Below are 19,535 nucleotides of genomic sequence, written 5' to 3'. Positions count from 1 at the left end.
TGTCGACAATAATCACCCCACATGCGGCAGGCGTCATACCTGCCACTCCCCTCCCCTACCGTAAGCCTGGATGCCATGCTGACCTGGTTGCAACGCGATTCCCTGACTTTCCCGCCGCTGGCCAAGGCCATGCGCGAACCCAATGGCTTGCTGGCTGCCGGCGGCGACCTGTCGGCCGAACGACTGATCCAAGCCTATCGCCATGGCTGCTTCCCGTGGTTCTCCGACGGCCAGCCGATCCTCTGGTGGTCTCCAGACCCACGTACGGTGATATTCCCCGACGAACTGCACGTATCACGCAGCCTGGGCAAACTGTTGCGCCAGCAGCGCTACAGCGTGACCTTCGACCAGGACTTCGCCGCCGTCATCCAGGCCTGCGCCGCGCCACGCGCTTATGCGGACGGCACCTGGATCACCGAAGGCATCCAAAGTGCCTATCTGGAGCTGCACCGGCGCGGTTACGCGCACTCCGTTGAAGTGTGGGATGACGGCACGCTGGTAGGCGGCCTGTATGGCCTGGCCATGGGCCAATTGTTTTTTGGCGAATCGATGTTCAGCCGCGCCGACAATGCCTCCAAGTTCGGCTTTGCCACGCTGACCCGCCAGTTGCAGGCCTGGGGTTTTGTACTGATCGACTGCCAGATGCCCAATGACCACCTGCACAGCCTCGGCGCCCGCGCCATACCACGCAGTGAATTTGCCGATTTCCTGCGCAACCATTTGGACCAACCCAGCTCTGGCCCGTGGGTTTCCTAGGCGACTTCCTCGTACCTGGCTTACACTTATTTCAAAGCTTAACCCGAGGGTTTGTCATGACCGAGCTGGCGCGCTTGAAGTTTTATGCCACTCAAGCCCACTCTTGCAGCTATCTGCCTGACGAGCAGGCCACCACACTGTTCCTCGACCCCAGCCAGCCGATGGACGTGCATGTGTATGCCGACCTTTCGGAGATGGGCTTTCGGCGCAGCGGCGATCACCTGTACCGACCCCATTGCCAGAATTGCAATGCGTGCGTGCCTGCGCGCATCCCGGTTGCGCAGTTTTTGCCGGACCGTAACCAGAAACGCATTCTCAAACGCAACGCCGACCTGACGGTCACGGCCACCAAGCCACAGTACAGCGAAGAATATTTCGATCTTTACCAGCGCTACATCGAACAACGCCATGCGGATGGCGATATGTTCCCGCCCAGCCGTGATCAGTTTTCGACCTTCCTGGTGCGCGACCTGCCCTTCTCACGCTTCTATGAGTTTCGCCTGGACGGCCGCCTGCTGGCGGTGGCGGTGACCGACCTGCTGCCCAACGGCCTGTCGGCGGTCTACACCTTCTATGAACCGGCCGAGGAACGCCGCAGCCTTGGGCGCTTTGCGATTTTGTGGCAAATCGGTGAAGCCCTGCGCCTGGAACTGGAGGCGGTGTACCTCGGATACTGGATCAAGAACTGCAAAAAGATGAACTACAAGACCCAATATCGGCCCATTGAGCTACTGATTAATCAAAGATGGGTAACGCTTAACTAGAACCCCTTGGCTTAAACACCCTTTTTCGGGCACAATGCACGCCGCTTTTGCCTGGCGCAGTTGCACCGGGCCATTCACTGGATACCGAGGGCTTTACTGCATGTCGAAAGAAGACAGCTTCGAAATGGAAGGCACTGTCGTCGACACCCTGCCCAACACCATGTTTCGTGTGGAGTTGGAAAATGGGCACGTCGTAACCGCGCATATCTCCGGCAAGATGCGCAAGAACTACATTCGTATTCTTACCGGTGACAAAGTGCGCGTCGAGCTGACGCCCTATGACTTGAGCAAAGGGCGCATCACTTACCGCGCTCGTTAAGCAAGTCAATACAAAACGCCCGGTTATGCCGGGCGTTTTTGTGTGTCCGTTATTTATGCAGCACCACAAATACCTGTGGGAGCTGGCTTGCCTGCGATAGCGGTGTTTCTGCTGGTGCATCTCTAGCTGACCCACCGCTATCGCAGGCAAGCCAGCTCCCACAGGGGGGACAGCAAAAAGGCGCCTTTCGGCGCCTTTTTGCTGTGTTGCGATCAGCTATCAGGCCATTTCGGCCGTGGTTTCGAACTCGAAGGTCAGCTCGCCATCCTTCAGGTCGATATGCACCACGCCGCCATGGTCGGAAAGCTCGCCAAACAGGATCTCTTCGGCCAGCGGCCGCTTGATCTTGTCCTGGATCAGACGCGCCATTGGGCGAGCGCCCATTGCCGAGTCGTAGCCGCCTTCGGCCAGCCAGTTGCGCGCCGCATCCGTCACTTCCAGCTGCACGCGCTTGTCTTCCAACTGCGCTTGAAGCTCGGTAAGGAACTTGTCCACCACGCTTTTGATAACCTCATGGCTGAGGCGACCAAACTGGATAATGGTGTCCAGACGGTTGCGGAACTCCGGCGTGAAGCTCTTCTTGATCACTTCCATCGCGTCGGATGAGTGATCCTGATGCGTAAAGCCAATAGAGGCCCGCGCAGCAGTCTCGGCACCGGCGTTGGTGGTCATGATCACGATGACGTTGCGGAAGTCCGCCTTGCGCCCGTTGTTGTCGGTCAGGGTGCCATGGTCCATGACCTGCAGCAGCAGGTTGAAGACTTCCGGGTGGGCCTTCTCGATTTCATCGAGCAGCAACACGCAGTGCGGCTGCTTGGTGATGGCTTCGGTCAGCAGGCCGCCCTGGTCGAACCCGACATAGCCCGGAGGCGCGCCGATCAGGCGCGACACGGTGTGGCGCTCCATGTATTCGGACATGTCGAAGCGTACCAGCTCGATACCCATGGCCTTGGCCAATTGGCGCGCAGCTTCGGTCTTGCCGACGCCGGTCGGGCCTGCGAACAGGAACGAACCGACCGGCTTGTCCGGCGACTTGAGGCCCGCACGCGACAATTTGATCGCAGTGGACAACGCGTCGATAGCCGCATCCTGACCGAACACCGTGAGCTTGAGGTCGCGCTCCAGGTTACGCAGCAGCTCCTTGTCGGAACTGTTGACGTGCTTAGGCGGAATACGCGCGATCTTGGCCACGATGTCCTCGACTTGAGGCACGTCGATGCGCTTCACACGCTTCTCGACCGGCTGCAGGCGCTGGTAGGCACCCGCCTCGTCGATCACGTCGATGGCCTTGTCCGGCATATGCCGGTCATTGATGTAGCGCGATGCCAGCTCAGCAGCGGCACGCAGGGCTTCATCGGTGTACTCGATGCCATGGTGGGCCTCGAAGCGCCCTTTGAGGCCGCGCAGAATGCCGATGGTGTCTTCCACCGAAGGCTCGGACACGTCGACTTTCTGGAAGCGACGCGCCAGGGCACGGTCTTTTTCGAAGATGCCGCGAAATTCCTGGAAGGTGGTCGAACCGATGCAACGGATATCACCCGACGACAGCAGCGGCTTGAGCAGGTTGGAGGCGTCCATCACCCCACCCGACGCCGCACCGGCACCAATGATGGTGTGGATTTCATCGATAAACAGGATCGCCTGCGGGCGTTTTTTCAGCTCGCCGAGCAGCGCCTTGAAGCGTTTCTCGAAATCGCCACGGTACTTGGTCCCGGCGAGTAACGCGCCCAGGTCAAGGGAGTAGACGACGCTGTTGGCCAGCAAATCCGGCACCTGGTTATCCACGATGCGCTTGGCCAGGCCTTCGGCAATCGCGGTTTTACCCACGCCCGCCTCGCCCACCAGCAATGGGTTGTTCTTGCGACGACGCGCGAGGATCTGCGCCACACGCTCAACCTCAAGCTCACGCCCGACCAGCGGATCGATCCGCCCCTGGCGCGCCAGCTCGTTAAGGTTGCTGGCATAGGCATCCAGTGGATTGCCCGAAGAAGAAGACTCACCGCCCTCGTCGTCCTGCATATCCTGCTCACCCTCGGAATGATCGCCGTGCCCTGGCACCTTGGAGATACCGTGGGCGATGTAGTTGACGACATCAATACGGGCAACGCTCTGCTGCTTGAGCAGGAACACTGCCTGGCTTTCCTGCTCGCTGAAAATCGCCACCAGCACATTGGCGCCCGTGACCTCACGCTTACCGGAGCTCTGTACGTGGAAGACAGCACGCTGCAACACTCGCTGAAAGCCCAGGGTTGGCTGGGTCTCACGGTCCTCGTCATGCACGGGGATCAGTGGCGTGGTGGAGTCGATAAACTCCTGCAGGTCATGCTTGAGTTTGTCGAGGTTGGCGCCGCACGCACGTAGAACGGTGGCGGCAGCTTCGTTATCCAAAAGTGCCAGCAGCAGGTGTTCGACGGTCATGAATTCATGACGCTTCGAACGAGCCTCCTTGAAGGCAAGATTGAGGGTGACTTCGAGCTCGCGGTTTAACATAGCTTCACCTCATACCCAAGTGGTCGGCGTTAACCGTCCTTCTCGATTTCACAGAGTAGCGGATGCTGGCTTTCCCTGGCGTACTGGTTGACCTGCATGGCCTTTGTCTCGGCGATGTCACGGGTAAACACTCCACATACTGCCCGTCCTTCTGTGTGAACGGCCAGCATTACCTTGGTCGCCAGCTCGCGGTTCAGGTTAAAAAACACCTCGAGCACTTCGACGACGAAATCCATCGGTGTGTAGTCATCATTAAACAAAACCACCTTGTACATCGGCGGCGCCTGTAGAGCAGGCTTCGCTTCCTGGACAGCAATGCCTGCAGAACCGTCGTCATCGTGTTCCTGATCCGGGCGATCCTGATTGAATGTTAGTCGAATCTGGCTGTTTGCATGCATGGAAAGAAAGGTTCGTCAGTGGTTCAAATACAGTGGTGGGGGCGACCTGTCAGATTTTCAACTACTGACCGACTGGTCGCCTTGACTATCGGCGAAACGGTGTTACAACCAATAGAACCCACAGTGGGTAAAAAAGGTCCGCGCAGTCAACCTTATTTATTCGGGTTAGGACGGATAAACTGGATGATACTCCAGTGATGGAGTCTGGTGCAGAGGGATATGGGTATGTCTGGCGTCAAGATCAGTGGCAAGGTCAAATGGTTTAACAATGCCAAGGGCTATGGGTTCATCAATGCGGATGGAAAATCCGGAGAAGACCTCTTCGCGCATTTTTCAGCGATTACCATGGATGGGTACAAGACCCTAAAAGCGGGCCAGCCTGTGGAGTTTTTAATCATCCAAGGGCCGAAAGGGCTGCACGCCGTCGAAATTTGTGCAGCCTGCGCAGCTACACCAGGAACAATCCACGACGAAACGCACGAAACAAAGCCCAGGACAAGTCAGGCCACCCCATCAAAAAAGAAACAAACGGCCTGATAACGCTTTAGCAAACAGCACAAAAAAGCCGGCCATTCTGATCAATCAGAATGGCCGTTTTTTTTACAGCAGCGCTTTACATATGCGAAATCAACGCATCACCAAACCCTGACGACGACACCAGCTTCGCGCCCTCCATCAAACGCTCGAAGTCATAGGTCACGGTCTTCGCCGAAATCGCACCATTGGTGCCCTTGATGATCAGATCCGCCGCTTCAGTCCAGCCCATATGCCGCAGCATCATTTCCGCCGACAGGATCAACGAACCCGGGTTGACCTGATCCTTGCCTGCATATTTAGGCGCGGTACCGTGAGTGGCTTCGAACATCGCCACGGTGTCGGAAAGGTTGGCCCCCGGCGCAATACCGATGCCACCTACTTCCGCCGCCAGCGCGTCAGACAGATAGTCACCGTTAAGGTTAAGCGTGGCAATCACATCATATTCCGCCGGCCGCAGTAGAATCTGCTGGAGCATGGCGTCGGCAATCGCGTCCTTGACCACCACATTCTTGCCGGTCTTCGGGTTTTTGAACTGCATCCACGGGCCGCCGTCGAGCAGGGTCGCGCCAAATTCTTTTTCGGCAATACCGTACGCCCACTCTTTGAAGGCACCTTCGGTGAACTTCATGATGTTGCCTTTGTGCACAATGGTCAGTGAATCGCGGTCATTATCCACTACATATTGCAGGGCTTTGCGCGCCAGGCGCTCGGTGCCTTCTTTGGAAACCGGCTTGATGCCAATCCCGCAGTCCTGGTCGAAACGGATCTTGGTAACACCCATTTCTTCCTTGAGGAACTTGATCACCTTGATCGCTTCCGGCGAACCGGCCTTCCACTCGATACCGGCATAAATGTCTTCGGAGTTTTCGCGGAAGATGGTCATGTCCACATCGCCAGGCTTCTTGACCGGGCTGGGCACACCTTCAAACCAGCGCACCGGGCGCAGACAGACATACAAATCGAGCTGCTGACGCAGGGCCACGTTCAGCGAACGGATGCCGCCGCCAACCGGCGTGGTCAGCGGGCCTTTGATGGAAACCACGTAATCCTTGACCGCATCCAGGGTTTCCTGGGGCAGCCAGGTGTCCTGGTCGTAGACTTGAGTCGCTTTCTCGCCGGCATACACCTCCATCCAGGAGATTTTGCGCTTACCGCCGTAGGCCTTTTCAACAGCTGCGTCGACCACCTTGATCATCACCGGGCTGATGTCGACGCCAATACCGTCGCCTTCTATATAAGGGATGATAGGTTGGTCAGGAACATTGAGAGAATGGTCTGCATTGACGGTGATTTTGTCGCCGACTGCCGGAACCTGAATCTTCTTGTATCCCATGCTGAACTCCATCTATGGATTGAACATCTGGCTGCGTTCGAGCCTACTCCAGATAAATGGCGACTGAAACCTCACGCCATGCTCATTTGCATCGAAAACAGCATAATTTGTCGCCTACAAGCCTGAAAGCAAAGACAAAATCGCCAATCTTGAGCACATCGTGCGACTTTGGTCGCACTCTGGGCCCTGCGACCTTTAGACCAATGGACGACACACCTTTTGTATGAAGGCTCGGCGTAAGCATAGCGACCTATGTATAATGCCGCCGCTGACCAAAGAGTCACGACGGTTGACCGCTCCTGCACTTGTAAACAGTGTGTGTAGCCCTCAACCAGAAAGCAGGACCATTACCATAGTCCAAACGCTTGACGCTCGACTGATGCAAACCAACATCACCGCGAAGAAACCTCGACATTTCGCTCATGGATGACTTTGAACGAACGCGCTCCACCCGGCGCATCTCGAGTTTCTGCGCACGCTTTCAGCAAAGAAGAGAGTTAATCCGAATATGCCCACCCGCTCGAAGATCATCTACACCTTCACCGACGAAGCCCCAGCCCTCGCCACCTATTCACTGCTGCCTATCGTAGAGGCCTTCACCGCTTCCGCTGATATTGCTGTGGAAACCCGCGACATTTCCCTGGCCGCGCGCATCCTCGCAAGCTTCCCCGAGCAACTGGGCAACAAGGCAATCGCGGACCACCTCGCCGAACTGGGCGACCTGGCCGTTACGCCTGAAGCCAACATCATCAAGCTGCCTAACATCAGCGCCTCGACCCCGCAGCTGCAAGCGGCGATCAAGGAACTGCAGGCCCAGGGCTACGCCCTGCCGGACTACCCGGAAACCGTAACCACCGACGCGGAAAAAGAAACCCGTGCACGTTACGACAAGGTCAAGGGCAGCGCCGTGAACCCGGTACTGCGCGAAGGCAACTCCGACCGCCGCGCACCACTGTCGGTCAAGAACTACGCGCGCAAGCACCCGCACAAAATGGGCGCCTGGGCTGCCGACTCCAAGTCGCACATCGCACACATGAGCAACGGCGACTTCTACGGCAGCGAAAAAGCCGTGCAGATCGAAGCCGCTGACGCCGTAAAAATCGAACTGATCGCCAAAGACGGCACTGCGACCGTCTTGAAAGAAAAGACCTCGGTACAAGCAGGCGAAATCATCGACACCGCCGTGCTGAGCAAAAAAGCTCTGCGCGCGTTCATTGCCGCTGAAATCGAAGACGCCAAGCAGCAAGGCGTGCTGCTGTCGGTTCACTTGAAAGCCACCATGATGAAGGTCTCCGACCCGATCATGTTCGGCCAGATCGTTGCCGAGTTCTATAAAGACGCCCTGGCCAAGCACGCTACCGTGCTGGAACAGATCGGCTTCAACCTGAACAACGGCATCGGCGACCTGTACGCTCGCATCAAGGCGTTGCCAGCCGAGCAACAAGCGCAGATCGAAGCTGACATTCAGGCGGTCTACGCCGCTCGCCCTTCCCTGGCGATGGTCAACTCCGACAAAGGCATCACCAACCTGCACGTGCCGAGCGACGTCATCGTCGACGCTTCGATGCCAGCCATGATCCGTGACTCCGGCAAAATGTGGGGCACCGACGGCCAGTTGCACGACACCAAGGCGGTGATCCCGGATCGCTGCTACGCCACCATCTACCAAGCCGTCATCGAAGACTGCAAGGCCCATGGCGCTTTCGACCCAACCACCATGGGCAGCGTGCCAAACGTTGGCTTGATGGCCAAGAAAGCCGAAGAGTACGGTTCCCACGACAAGACCTTCCAGATCAAGGCTGACGGCGTAGTCCGCGTCACCGACAGCAAGGGCGCCTTGCTGATGGAACAGGCTGTTGACGCCGGCGACATCTTCCGCATGTGCCAGACCAAAGACGCGCCGATCCAGGATTGGGTCAAGCTCGCCGTCAACCGCGCTCGCGCCAGCAACACCCCGGCCATTTTCTGGCTGGACCCACAGCGTGCGCACGATGGCGTGGTGGTCGAGAAAGTTCAGGCCTACCTGAAAGACCACAACACCGAAGGCCTGGACATCCGCATCATGTCGCCGGTCGACGCGATGAAGTTCACCCTGGAGCGCACCCGCAAGGGCCTGGACACCATCTCGGTGACCGGTAACGTACTGCGCGACTACCTGACCGACCTGTTCCCGATCATGGAGCTGGGCACCAGCGCCAAGATGCTGTCGATCGTGCCGCTGATGAACGGTGGCGGCCTGTTCGAAACCGGCGCCGGCGGCTCGGCGCCGAAGCACGTGCAGCAACTGGTTGAAGAGAACTTCCTGCGCTGGGATTCCCTGGGTGAGTTCCTGGCCCTGGCCGCATCCCTTGAGCATTTGGGTGTTACTTACAACAACCCGAAAGCCCTGGTGCTGTCCAAGACCCTCGACCAGGCCACTGGCCAGTTCCTGGACAACAACAAGTCGCCATCGCGCAAAGTCGGTAACATCGACAACCGCGGCAGCCACTTCTACCTGGCGCTGTACTGGGCGCAAGCCCTGGCCGCCCAGACTGAAGACGCTGCACTGCAAGCGCAGTTCGGCGAACTGGCCAAAACCCTGGCCGACAACGAGGCAACCATCGTTGCCGAGCTGAACGCCGTACAGGGCAAGCCAGTGGACATCGGCGGCTACTACGCGCCGAACCCGGAGCTGACCAGCAAAGCCATGCGCCCAAGCAACACCCTCAACGCGGCGATTGCCAAGTTGAAGTAAGGTTGTAAGGATGCAAAGAAGCCCCGGCCATGTGCCGGGGTTTCTGTTTGCACCCTGGTTTCACTGAACACCCCCGATCAAATGTGGGAGCTGGCTTGCCTGCGATAGCGGTGGTTCAGCTGCATCGGTGTCAACTGACAGACTGCTATCGCAGGCAAGCCAGCTCCCACACTGAACGAGTTTCTTCAGTCACTACACATCGAGGCACCCATGACCTGGCAACCCCACATCACCGTCGCCACTATCGTCGAAGACAACGGCCGCTTCCTGATGGTCGAGGAGCTCAAGGGCGGCCGCGCCGTACTCAACCAGCCGGCCGGCCATCTGGACCCGCATGAAACCCTCACCGAAGCGGCCGTGCGCGAAACCCTCGAAGAAACCGGCTGGGACGTCGAGGCCACCGGCATTGTCGGCATCTACCTGTACACCGCGCCCAGCAATGGCGTGACTTATCAGCGCGTGTGCTTTACCGCCAAAGCCTTGAAACATCACCCCGACTACACGCTCGATGAAGGCATCGTCCGCGCCCGCTGGCTGACCCGTGAGGAGCTGATGGCGCTGCGCGACGACTGGCGCAGTGAGCTGATCATCCGCTGTATCGATGATTATCTGGCCGGCCAGCGCCATAGCCTCGAATTGATCCGCCCTTCTCTTTAGCCTTGCGGGCGTGAGCCTGTTAGAATCGCGTCCTTTTTCAAGACACCCGTTGAAACCCTATGCGTGATCCAGCCCCTTCTGACACACAAAAGAAGCGCGTCATCGTCGGCATGTCCGGCGGCGTGGATTCTTCCGTTTCCGCCGTTCTGCTCATGGAGCAGGGTTATGAGGTGGAAGGCCTGTTCATGAAGAACTGGGAAGAAGACGATGGAACGGAATATTGCACCGCCATGGACGACCTGGCCGACGCCCAGGCCGTGTGTGACAAGATCGGCATCAAGCTGCACACCGCCAACTTCGCCGCCGAGTACTGGGACAACGTGTTCGAGCACTTCCTCGCCGAATACAAGGCCGGTCGTACGCCGAACCCGGACATCCTGTGTAACCGTGAAATCAAGTTCAAGGCGTTCCTCGACTACGCCATGATCCTCGGCGCCGACCTGATTGCCACTGGCCACTACGTGCGCCGTCGCGACGTCGACAACCGCACCGAACTGCTCAAAGGCCTGGACCCGAACAAGGACCAGAGTTACTTCCTGCACGCCGTCGGCGGCGAACAGATCGCCAAGACCCTGTTCCCGGTCGGCGAGCTGGAAAAACCCGAAGTGCGCAAGATCGCCGAAAAACACGGCCTGGCCACCGCCAAGAAAAAGGATTCCACCGGGATCTGCTTTATCGGCGAGCGCCGTTTCAGCGACTTCCTCAAGCAATACCTGCCGGCACAACCGGGCGAAATCAAAACCACCGACGGTGAAGTGATCGGCCGCCACCATGGTTTGATGTACCACACCATCGGCCAGCGTCAGGGCTTGGGCATCGGCGGACTGAAAGACGCCGGCGAAGAGCCGTGGTACGTACTGGTCAAGGACCTGGAAAACAATGTGCTGGTCGTCGGCCAGGGCAATGAGCACCCACTGCTGTTCTCGGGCGCGCTGCTGGCGTCGGAAATCTATTGGGTCAACCCTATCGACCTGAGCACGCCACGCCGCCTGACCGCCAAAGTGCGCTATCGCCAGAGCGACCAGCCCTGCACCCTGGAAAAAACCGCCAGCGGCTACCGCGCCACCTTCGATGACCCGCAACGCGCGGTCACGCCGGGCCAATCGGTGGTGTTCTATGACGGCGAAATTTGCCTGGGCGGTGGCGTGATTGAAGTCGCCGAAGCCTGGAGCAACCCGGCATGAGCCCGACCCAGGAGCAATTGACGGCACTCGGCGGGGTCTTCCTCGCCGCCGTGCTGGTCGACAAGATCGCCAAGACCGGCCAGGTGACCGAAGCAGGCCTGACCTGCATGCTCGGCAGCCTGCTGATTCGCGACCCCAAGGACACCCTGGAAGTGTATGGCGGTGACGACCTGGCGCTGCGTGAAGGTTACCGCGCGCTGATCGGCGCTCTGGAGCGCGACCCAAGCACCTTGCAACGTGAGCCGCTGCGCTATGCGCTGTCGATGCTCGGCCTTGAGCGGCAACTGGCCAAGCGCGACGACCTGCTCGAAACCATCGGCAAACGCCTGCCGCAGATTCAATCCCAGGTGGAACACTTCGGCCCGGCCCACGAAAACGTGATTGCCGCCTGTGGTGCGCTGTACCAGGACACGTTGAGCACCTTGCGCCAGCGCATCCAGGTGCACGGCGACATGCGCAACCTGCAGCAACCGAACAACGCTTCGAAAATCCGCGCCCTGCTCCTGGCCGGTATTCGTTCGGCGCGGTTGTGGCGTCAGTTGGGCGGTCATCGCTGGCAGTTGGTGATCAGCCGACGCAAATTGCTCAAAGAGCTTTACCCGTTGATGCGCAACGAATAAGTCGCAGCAACCCGCTTTTTTATAGCCTCACGCGTAATACGCCGGTCAGTTGGCGACGGACCGGCGAATTTTTTCATGTATGATACGCGCCCCATTTCGTTGCCCGACTGTCCGAGAACACCCCATGCAGCTCTCTTCGCTCACTGCGGTTTCCCCTGTTGACGGCCGCTACGCCGGCAAAACCCAGGCCCTGCGCCCTATTTTCAGCGAATACGGCCTGATCCGTGCTCGCGTTCTGGTTGAAGTGCGCTGGCTCCAGCGCCTGGCCGCTCACCCTGCCATCAGCGAAGTGCCGGCGTTTTCCGCCGAAGCCAACGCTGTATTGAACACCCTGGCGGAAAACTTCTCCCTGGAGCACGCCGAGCGCGTGAAAGAGATCGAGCGCACCACCAACCACGACGTCAAAGCCATCGAATACCTGCTCAAAGAGCAAGCGGCCAAGCTGCCGGAACTGGCCCAGGTCAGCGAGTTCATCCACTTTGCCTGCACCAGCGAGGACATCAACAACCTGTCCCACGCCCTGATGCTGCGCGAAGGCCGTGATGACGTGATGCTGCCACTGATGCGCCAGACCGCCAACGCTATCCGCGAGCTGGCCATCCGCTTCGCTGACGTGCCGATGCTGTCGCGCACCCACGGCCAACCGGCTTCGCCGACTACCTTGGGCAAAGAACTGGCCAACGTGGTGTATCGCCTGGAGCGCCAGATCGCTCAAGTCGCGGCCGTGCCGCTGCTGGGCAAAATCAACGGCGCCGTGGGCAACTACAACGCCCACCTGTCGGCCTACCCGGAAATCGACTGGGAAGAAAACGCCCGCGCCTTTATCGAAGACGAGCTGGGCCTGGGCTTCAACCCCTACACCACGCAGATCGAACCGCACGACTACATCGCCGAGCTGTTCGACGCGATTGCGCGCTTCAACACCATCCTGATCGATTTCGATCGCGATATCTGGGGTTACATCTCCCTGGGCTACTTCAAGCAGCGCACCATCGCCGGCGAGATCGGTTCGTCGACCATGCCGCACAAGGTCAACCCGATCGACTTCGAAAACTCCGAAGGCAACCTCGGTATCGCCAACGCCCTGTTCCAGCACCTGGCCAGCAAGTTGCCGATCTCGCGCTGGCAGCGCGACCTGACCGACTCCACCGTACTGCGTAACCTCGGCGTGGGCTTTGCCCACAGCGTGATCGCCTACGAAGCCAGCCTCAAAGGCATCAGCAAGCTTGAGCTCAACGCGCAGAAGATCGCCGCTGACCTGGATGCGTGCTGGGAAGTATTGGCCGAGCCGATCCAGACCGTAATGCGCCGCTACAACATCGAAAACCCGTACGAGAAGCTGAAAGAGTTGACGCGCGGCAAGGGCATCAGCCCTGAGGCGCTGCAAACTTTCATCGATGGCCTGGACATGCCAGCCGCTGCCAAGGCCGAGCTGAAACTGCTCACCCCGGCCAACTACATCGGCAACGCGGTAGAGCAAGCCAAGCGCATCTGATCAGCGCGCGACCCTTTGAGACGCCCGGCCGCGCCGGGCGTTTTTATTCCTGTCTTAAAAGTGCTTTCTTTCAATAGGTTACACATGAATCCTGACATTCCTCTTCAACTTCTGGGCGGCATCACGGCACGGGAATTCCTGCGCGACTACTGGCAGAAAAAACCGCTGCTGATCCGTCAGGCCATCCCTGATTTCGAAAGCCCGATCGACGCCGACGAACTGGCCGGCCTGGCCCTGGAAGAAGAAGTTGAATCGCGCCTGGTGATCGAACACGGCGAGCGTCCATGGGAACTGCGCCGCGGCCCGTTCGCCGAAGATGCGTTCAGCACGTTGCCAGAGCGCGAGTGGACCCTGCTGGTGCAGGCCGTCGACCAATTCGTACCTGAAGTTGCCGAGCTGCTGGGGCACTTCCGCTTTCTGCCCAGCTGGCGCATCGACGATGTGATGATCAGCTTCGCCGCCCCCGGTGGCAGCGTTGGTCCGCACTTCGACAACTACGACGTGTTCCTGCTGCAGGCCCAAGGCAAGCGCAACTGGAAAATCGGCCAGATGTGCAATTCCGAAAGCCCGCTGCTGCAACACGCCGACCTGCGCATCCTGGCGGAATTCGAACAGAGCGAAGAATGGGTGCTGGAACCGGGCGACATGCTTTACCTGCCGCCGCGCCTGGCGCACTTCGGCATCGCCGAAGATGACTGCATGACCTATTCGGTGGGCTTCCGCGCACCGAGCGCTGCCGAAGTGCTGACCCACTTCACTGACTTCCTCAGCCAGTACCTGACCGATGAAGAGCGCTACACCGACGCCGACGCCCAACCGGTCAGCGACCCACACCAGATTCAGGCGGACGCACTCGACCGCCTCAAAGGCCTGCTGGCCGAGCACATGAGCGATGAGCGCATGCTGCTGACCTGGTTCGGCCAGTTCATGACCGAGCCGCGCTACCCGGAACTGGTCGCCGGTGAAGAGCTGGGTGAAGAAGACTTTATCAGCAGCCTGGAAAACGGCGCGATTCTGATCCGCAACCCGAGCGCGCGTATGGCGTGGTCTGAAGTGGACGATGACGTACTGCTGTTTGCCAGCGGCCAGAGCCGTTACCTGCCAGGCAAACTGCGCGAGCTGTTGAAACTGGTCTGCTCGGCCGACGCCCTGCACAGCGAAAACCTCGGCACCTGGCTGGCCGACGAAGACGGTCGTGACCTGCTGTGCGAACTGGTCAAGCAAGGAAGCCTGGGATTTGCCGATGAATAAGATTCACGTAAGTGTCGCGGACTGGCAAAAGGATATCGCTGAGATTCGGCGCATTCGTGAGGCGGTGTTTATCGCTGAACAATCGGTTCCACCGGAGTTGGAGTGGGATGCGGACGACGCCGACGCGATGCATTTTCTTGCATTCGAAGGCGATTTTCCGATTGGCACCGCTCGCCTGCTGCCCAGCGGCGAGATTGGTCGCGTGTCGGTACTCAAGGACTGGCGCGGGCTCAAGGTCGGCGACAAACTGATGGAAGCCGTGATCGGCGCGGCCGAGAAACGTGGCCAGACCAGGCAGTTCCTGAGTGCGCAGGTGTACGCGGCGCCATTTTATGAGCGGCTGGGTTTCACGATCGTCAGTGACGAATTCCTTGAAGTCGGAATTCCGCACGTCGATATGGTGCGCGAGGGTTAATTCGAGACCGAGTCGCCCCTATCGCAGGCAAGCCAGCTCCCACATTTGGAATGCAATCCCCTGTGGGAGCTGGCTTGCCTGCGATAGCGATGTAAGCAACACCCCAAATGCCCTGCCTGCCAGGGCATTTTGCCGTCTACGATTCAACTTGCGACCTGCCAGGCCGACAAACTGGCACTATCACGCTTAATTGACTCGCAGAGATAACGGACATGTCCCTACGCACCCTGCTCACCGCCCTCCTCCTCAGCGCCAGCGCCTGCGCCATGGCCGACACCGAAGTCGTCAACCTGAGCAATCGCACCAGCGCCGACCTGCTGCCCGTCGCGCAAAACTTTATCGGCAAGGACGGCACCGTCAGCGCCTACGGTAACCAGCTTATTGTTAAAGCGGACCCCGGCAAGATCCAGGACCTGCGTGCTTTGCTTGCACAGCTGGATACACCCGCCAAGCGCCTGTTGATCACCGTCGACAGCAACGAGAGTAACCAGCAAAACAGCGGCGACAGCCAAACCCGCATCATCAGTTACGGCACCGCCAGCCGCGACGGCGGCATCCAGCAGATTCAGGCCAGTGAAGGCGTGCCCGCGCTGATCCAGGTCGGCCAGAGCGTGCCACTGACCACCACGCAGCCAGACGCCTACGGCCGCCCGCAAAACCAGACCCAGTATCGCAACGTCACCCAGGGTTTTTACGTGACTGCGAGCGTCACTGGCGAAACCGTACACCTGGCCATCAGTACCAACCGTGACCGAATGAGCCAGGAACGTCCCGATGTAGTGAATGTGCAAAGTACCGACACAACGGTCAGTGGCCGCCTGGGTGAATGGATACCACTGGCGGGCATCAACCGCGAGACCCAGGCCGATAAATCCTCTACAACCCGCAGCTACTCTACTCAGGGCCGCGATGACCTGACTTTGCGGGTCAAGGTCGATACGCTGAACTAAAGCACCAAAAACTGACTGGCGAGTCGCATTAGACTAAAGATGTAGTGCCTTGAAAAAAGCACTACAAAACATTTGACGAGCCAAAAAAGCCTGTGCATGATGGCCTCGCTCCCGCTAATCAGGGGCCCTGGCAAGGGCCTTCGGATCGCCGCTCTAAGCTACCCACCTGAGCCGATTCGTGTCTGTACCGCCCACAAGGTGTGTTTGACGTTGGTTGCGACTGGAACGAAGTTGTCCCGAGGGACGGAAGCTAACCAGGTAACCCGGCTACACACTGATGGATCGTACCAAGGCCCACGATGCCCGAAGACTGTTCGCAGTTTGCCCTTACCTGCTCAATTCCTCCTCTCGCAACGCGTTCATCCCGTCGCCTACCCCGTCGAACCTGACTTGGCCGCCCAAGCTTCTGGTCAGCGAGCAGCCACAACCACGCAGTTAATACGTGGCTGGCAAATGGAATTCTCCACTAGACCTATGCGACGAGGTTTTTCCCCATGGCACTGACACGCGAACAGCAAATTGCAGCCCTTGAAAAAGACTGGGCTGAAAACCCACGCTGGAAAGGCGTAACCCGCGCTTATTCCGCTGCTGACGTCGTCCGCCTGCGTGGCTCGGTTCAACCTGAGCACACCTTTGCAAAACTCGGCGCCGAGAAGCTGTGGAAGCTGGTCACCCAGGGTGCCAAGCCGTCCTTCCGTCCCGAAAAAGATTTCGTCAACTGCATGGGCGCCCTCACTGGCGGCCAGGCAGTTCAACAGGTAAAAGCCGGTATCCAGGCGATCTACCTGTCCGGCTGGCAAGTGGCTGCGGACAACAACTCCGCAGAATCCATGTACCCTGACCAATCGCTGTACCCGGTGGACTCCGTGCCGACCGTGGTCAAGCGCATCAACAACTCGTTCCGCCGCGCCGACCAGATCCAGTGGAAAGCCGGTAAAGGCCCGGGCGATGAAGGCTACATCGACTACTTCGCGCCAATCGTGGCTGACGCAGAAGCCGGTTTCGGCGGCGTACTCAACGCCTACGAACTGATGAAGAGCATGATCGAGGCAGGCGCTGCCGGCGTGCACTTCGAAGACCAATTGGCGTCGGTGAAAAAATGCGGCCACATGGGCGGCAAGGTACTGGTTCCAACCCAGGAAGCCGTACAAAAGCTGACCGCAGCACGCTTGGCGGCTGACGTTGCCGGCACCCCGACCATCATCCTGGCGCGTACCGACGCCAACGCGGCCGACTTGCTGACCTCCGACTGCGACCCGTACGACCAACCATTCGTGACCGGCGAACGCACCCAGGAAGGCTTCTATAAAGTACGCGCCGGTCTCGACCAGGCGATCGCCCGTGGCCTGGCCTACGCGCCGTACGCTGACCTGATCTGGTGCGAAACCGCCAAGCCGGATCTGGACGAAGCGCGTCGCTTTGCTGAGGCGATCAAGAAGGAATACCCGGACCAACTGCTGTCCTACAACTGCTCGCCTTCTTTCAACTGGAAGAAGAACCTGGACGACGCGACCATCGCCAAGTTCCAGCGCGAACTGTCGGCCATGGGCTACAAGCACCAGTTCATCACCCTGGCCGGCATTCACAACATGTGGCACAGCATGTTCAACCTGGCGCACGACTACGCCCGCAACGACATGACTGCCTACGTGAAACTGCAGGAGCAAGAGTTCGCTGACGCCGCCAAGGGTTACACCTTTGTGGCGCACCAGCAGGAAGTGGGCACCGGCTACTTCGACGACATGACCACCGTGATCCAGGGCGGCACCTCGTCCGTGACCGCGCTGACCGGCTCGACCGAAGAAGAGCAGTTCCACTAAGCAGCGAGTACACGGCCAGTGCGGCCCCACGGAAGACCTAACCGCACTGCCGCTTGATCTGACGCCCCGACTGGTTCGGGGCGTTTTTTTGCCCGAAAGAAAATCTCCCTGACACAAAGGAGATCAAAAATGTGGGAGCGGGCTTGCTCGCGAATGCGGTGTATCAGTCAAAGATATGCTAGCTGACCCACCGCATTCGCGAGCAAGCCCGCTCCCACAGGGGAATGCATATAGCCTCAGCAGGATTTTGCGCAAAACATTGACCCAGAGCGGTATTTGCCTGAATCAAATCGGTTAAAAGATCCCCTCCAGCAACTAGCAGCAATCAAGCAAGTAACAATAACTCCCGCGCCACACGAGAAACATTCGCTTAAACCCCACGCAAACAATATTCATTATCATTTAGCCGATAAAAACTTCTTTACCGCTTAAACAAAACACATTTGATTAAATGCCCGCTAATCCCCGGCCCACAAGGGCTACAGCCCCAAGAAGGTGCACTATGTGCTTATTCCATCGAATAATTTCGCTATAGGAATTTTACTTGCCCGGTGTTTAGCCATAAAATCACCGCGATTGATTGCGCTGCGACATATCGTCACTGCATCGTTACTTTTTCGAGCTCAGAGACCTTTGCTCTCTGTTAAGGATTTCCAGCATGACCGAAGCGACAGGACTCATGGCCCACAACTGGGGCTTTGCCATTTTCCTCCTCGGTGTTGTCGGCCTTTGCGCCTTCATGCTCGGCGTCTCCAGCCTCCTTGGGTCAAAAGCCTGGGGCCGCAGCAAAAATGAACCGTTCGAGTCCGGCATGCTGCCTACAGGTGGCGCCCGCTTGCGGCTCTCAGCCAAATTCTATCTGGTCGCGATGCTGTTCGTGATCTTCGATATCGAAGCCCTCTTTCTCTTTGCCTGGTCTGTGTCCGTCCGCGAAAGCGGCTGGACCGGATTCGTCGAAGCCCTCGTTTTCATAGCAATTCTGTTGGCAGGCCTTGTCTACCTATTCCGAGTGGGCGCCCTTGACTGGGCTCCGGAAGCTCGTCGTAAGCGGCAAGCGAAGCTGAAACAATGAGGCTTTGGCGATGCAATACAATCTCACCAGGATCGACCCGGATGCTCCTAACGATCAGTACCCTATCGGCGAACGGGAAACCGTCTCCGATCCGTTAGAAGATCAAGTCCACAAAAACATCTACATGGGCAAACTCGAAGACGTGCTGAGTGGCGCGGTCAACTGGGGGCGTAAAAACTCCCTGTGGCCGTACAACTTCGGCCTTTCGTGCTGCTACGTGGAAATGACCACCGCCTTCACGGCGCCCCACGACATCGCGCGCTTTGGCGCCGAAGTTATCCGGGCATCACCGCGCCAGGCGGATTTCATGGTTATCGCCGGCACCTGCTTTATCAAGATGGCGCCGATCATTCAGCGTCTCTACGAGCAAATGCTCGAACCAAAGTGGGTTATCTCCATGGGTTCGTGCGCCAACTCCGGTGGCATGTACGACATCTACTCCGTCGTTCAAGGGGTGGACAAGTTCCTGCCCGTGGACGTCTACGTGCCTGGCTGCCCGCCCCGCCCTGAAGCTTTTCTGCAAGGCTTGATGCTGTTGCAGGAGTCGATTGGCAAGGAGCGTCGTCCGCTTTCCTGGGTGGTCGGTGATCAAGGCGTTTATCGCGCCGAGATGCCGTCACAAAAGGAACAGCGCCGCGAACAGCGAATCGCAGTCACCAACCTGCGCAGCCCCGACGAAGTCTGATCCAGCACCGCTTCTTTTATAGAACGAAAACCTGGCTTCATTCTTTACGTTGACC

At 58.5% G+C, this 19,535-nt stretch carries 18 protein-coding genes; 15 read left to right on the top strand and 3 right to left on the bottom strand.

Features of this window, described 5'->3' with window-relative positions; all coding sequences use genetic code 11:
- Positions 1-75 precede the first annotated feature (75 nt).
- The 3 genes from aat to infA all read left to right on the top strand — a co-directional run bounded on the left by aat (position 76) and on the right by infA (position 1,839).
- Positions 76-756, top strand: coding sequence for a leucyl/phenylalanyl-tRNA--protein transferase (gene aat / locus QF043_RS10455; protein ID WP_307418413.1), 681 nt, complete (start codon positions 76-78; stop codon positions 754-756).
- 56 nt (positions 757-812) lie between these two features.
- A complete protein-coding gene (locus QF043_RS10450; RefSeq protein WP_056861704.1) occupies positions 813-1,520 on the top strand; it encodes an arginyltransferase in 708 nt (235 codons plus the stop codon).
- Positions 1,521-1,620: 100 nt separating this feature from the next.
- Positions 1,621-1,839 carry a translation initiation factor IF-1 gene (gene infA, locus QF043_RS10445; RefSeq protein ID WP_002553999.1) on the top strand — a complete coding sequence of 73 codons (219 nt, stop codon included), beginning with the start codon at positions 1,621-1,623 and terminating at the stop codon, positions 1,837-1,839.
- Positions 1,840-2,058: 219 nt separating this feature from the next.
- Here infA and clpA read toward each other — a convergent pair whose 3' ends face one another.
- Positions 2,059-4,329 (bottom strand): ATP-dependent Clp protease ATP-binding subunit ClpA, encoded by a 2,271-nt coding sequence (gene clpA, locus QF043_RS10440; protein WP_056861703.1) that lies wholly within the window; start codon positions 4,327-4,329, stop codon positions 2,059-2,061.
- A 29-nt stretch (positions 4,330-4,358) separates the two neighbouring features.
- On the bottom strand, positions 4,359-4,727 hold the full coding sequence (clpS, locus tag QF043_RS10435) for an ATP-dependent Clp protease adapter ClpS (RefSeq protein ID WP_005789091.1): 369 nt from the start codon (positions 4,725-4,727) through the stop codon (positions 4,359-4,361).
- 225 nt (positions 4,728-4,952) lie between these two features.
- Here clpS and QF043_RS10430 point away from each other — a divergent pair, with 225 nt between their 5' ends.
- Positions 4,953-5,264: a cold shock domain-containing protein gene (locus QF043_RS10430; RefSeq protein ID WP_307418412.1), complete on the top strand. Its 312-nt coding sequence runs from the start codon at positions 4,953-4,955 to the stop codon at positions 5,262-5,264.
- 76 nt (positions 5,265-5,340) lie between these two features.
- On the opposite strand, the gene icd is transcribed toward QF043_RS10430, so the two are convergent.
- A complete protein-coding gene (gene icd, locus QF043_RS10425; RefSeq protein ID WP_065931181.1) occupies positions 5,341-6,597 on the bottom strand; it encodes an NADP-dependent isocitrate dehydrogenase in 1,257 nt (418 codons plus the stop codon).
- 508 nt (positions 6,598-7,105) lie between these two features.
- Between icd and QF043_RS10420 the strand changes: the two genes are divergently transcribed.
- From QF043_RS10420 to QF043_RS10370, 11 genes are all read left to right on the top strand, one after another.
- On the top strand, positions 7,106-9,331 hold the full coding sequence (locus QF043_RS10420) for an NADP-dependent isocitrate dehydrogenase (RefSeq protein WP_307418411.1): 2,226 nt from the start codon (positions 7,106-7,108) through the stop codon (positions 9,329-9,331).
- Positions 9,332-9,541: 210 nt separating this feature from the next.
- Positions 9,542-9,988 (top strand): NUDIX hydrolase, encoded by a 447-nt coding sequence (locus QF043_RS10415; RefSeq protein WP_056861700.1) that lies wholly within the window; start codon positions 9,542-9,544, stop codon positions 9,986-9,988.
- Between the two features lie 59 nt (positions 9,989-10,047).
- The gene (mnmA, locus tag QF043_RS10410; RefSeq protein ID WP_056861699.1) at positions 10,048-11,172 is read left to right on the top strand and encodes a tRNA 2-thiouridine(34) synthase MnmA; all 1,125 of its coding nucleotides are present in this window, start codon (positions 10,048-10,050) and stop codon (positions 11,170-11,172) included.
- The gene (gene hflD / locus QF043_RS10405; RefSeq protein ID WP_017137510.1) at positions 11,169-11,792 is read left to right on the top strand and encodes a high frequency lysogenization protein HflD; all 624 of its coding nucleotides are present in this window, start codon (positions 11,169-11,171) and stop codon (positions 11,790-11,792) included. The genes mnmA and hflD overlap by 4 nt, the downstream gene beginning before the upstream one ends.
- A 124-nt stretch (positions 11,793-11,916) precedes the next feature.
- Positions 11,917-13,287, top strand: coding sequence for an adenylosuccinate lyase (gene purB / locus QF043_RS10400; protein ID WP_017737156.1), 1,371 nt, complete (start codon positions 11,917-11,919; stop codon positions 13,285-13,287).
- Between the two features lie 84 nt (positions 13,288-13,371).
- The gene (locus QF043_RS10395; protein WP_305454046.1) at positions 13,372-14,538 is read left to right on the top strand and encodes a cupin domain-containing protein; all 1,167 of its coding nucleotides are present in this window, start codon (positions 13,372-13,374) and stop codon (positions 14,536-14,538) included.
- A complete protein-coding gene (locus QF043_RS10390; RefSeq protein ID WP_056861697.1) occupies positions 14,531-14,953 on the top strand; it encodes a GNAT family N-acetyltransferase in 423 nt (140 codons plus the stop codon). The genes QF043_RS10395 and QF043_RS10390 overlap by 8 nt, the downstream gene beginning before the upstream one ends.
- 212 nt (positions 14,954-15,165) lie before the next feature.
- Positions 15,166-15,903: a secretin N-terminal domain-containing protein gene (locus QF043_RS10385; RefSeq protein WP_307418410.1), complete on the top strand. Its 738-nt coding sequence runs from the start codon at positions 15,166-15,168 to the stop codon at positions 15,901-15,903.
- A 494-nt stretch (positions 15,904-16,397) separates the two neighbouring features.
- A complete protein-coding gene (aceA, locus tag QF043_RS10380) occupies positions 16,398-17,723 on the top strand; it encodes an isocitrate lyase (RefSeq protein WP_003219577.1) in 1,326 nt (441 codons plus the stop codon).
- A gap of 658 nt (positions 17,724-18,381) precedes the next feature.
- Complete coding sequence (locus QF043_RS10375) at positions 18,382-18,795, top strand: NADH-quinone oxidoreductase subunit A (RefSeq protein ID WP_003219575.1); 414 nt, start codon at positions 18,382-18,384, stop codon at positions 18,793-18,795.
- 10 nt (positions 18,796-18,805) lie between these two features.
- Positions 18,806-19,480: an NADH-quinone oxidoreductase subunit B family protein gene (locus QF043_RS10370; protein ID WP_012724951.1), complete on the top strand. Its 675-nt coding sequence runs from the start codon at positions 18,806-18,808 to the stop codon at positions 19,478-19,480.
- Positions 19,481-19,535: the final 55 nt, after the last annotated feature.

The sequence above is a fragment of the Pseudomonas sp. W3I7 genome (genome assembly GCF_030816095.1).
Lineage (GTDB): Bacteria > Pseudomonadota > Gammaproteobacteria > Pseudomonadales > Pseudomonadaceae > Aquipseudomonas > Aquipseudomonas salomonii.
This window is presented reverse-complemented; position numbering and strand designations above follow the sequence as displayed.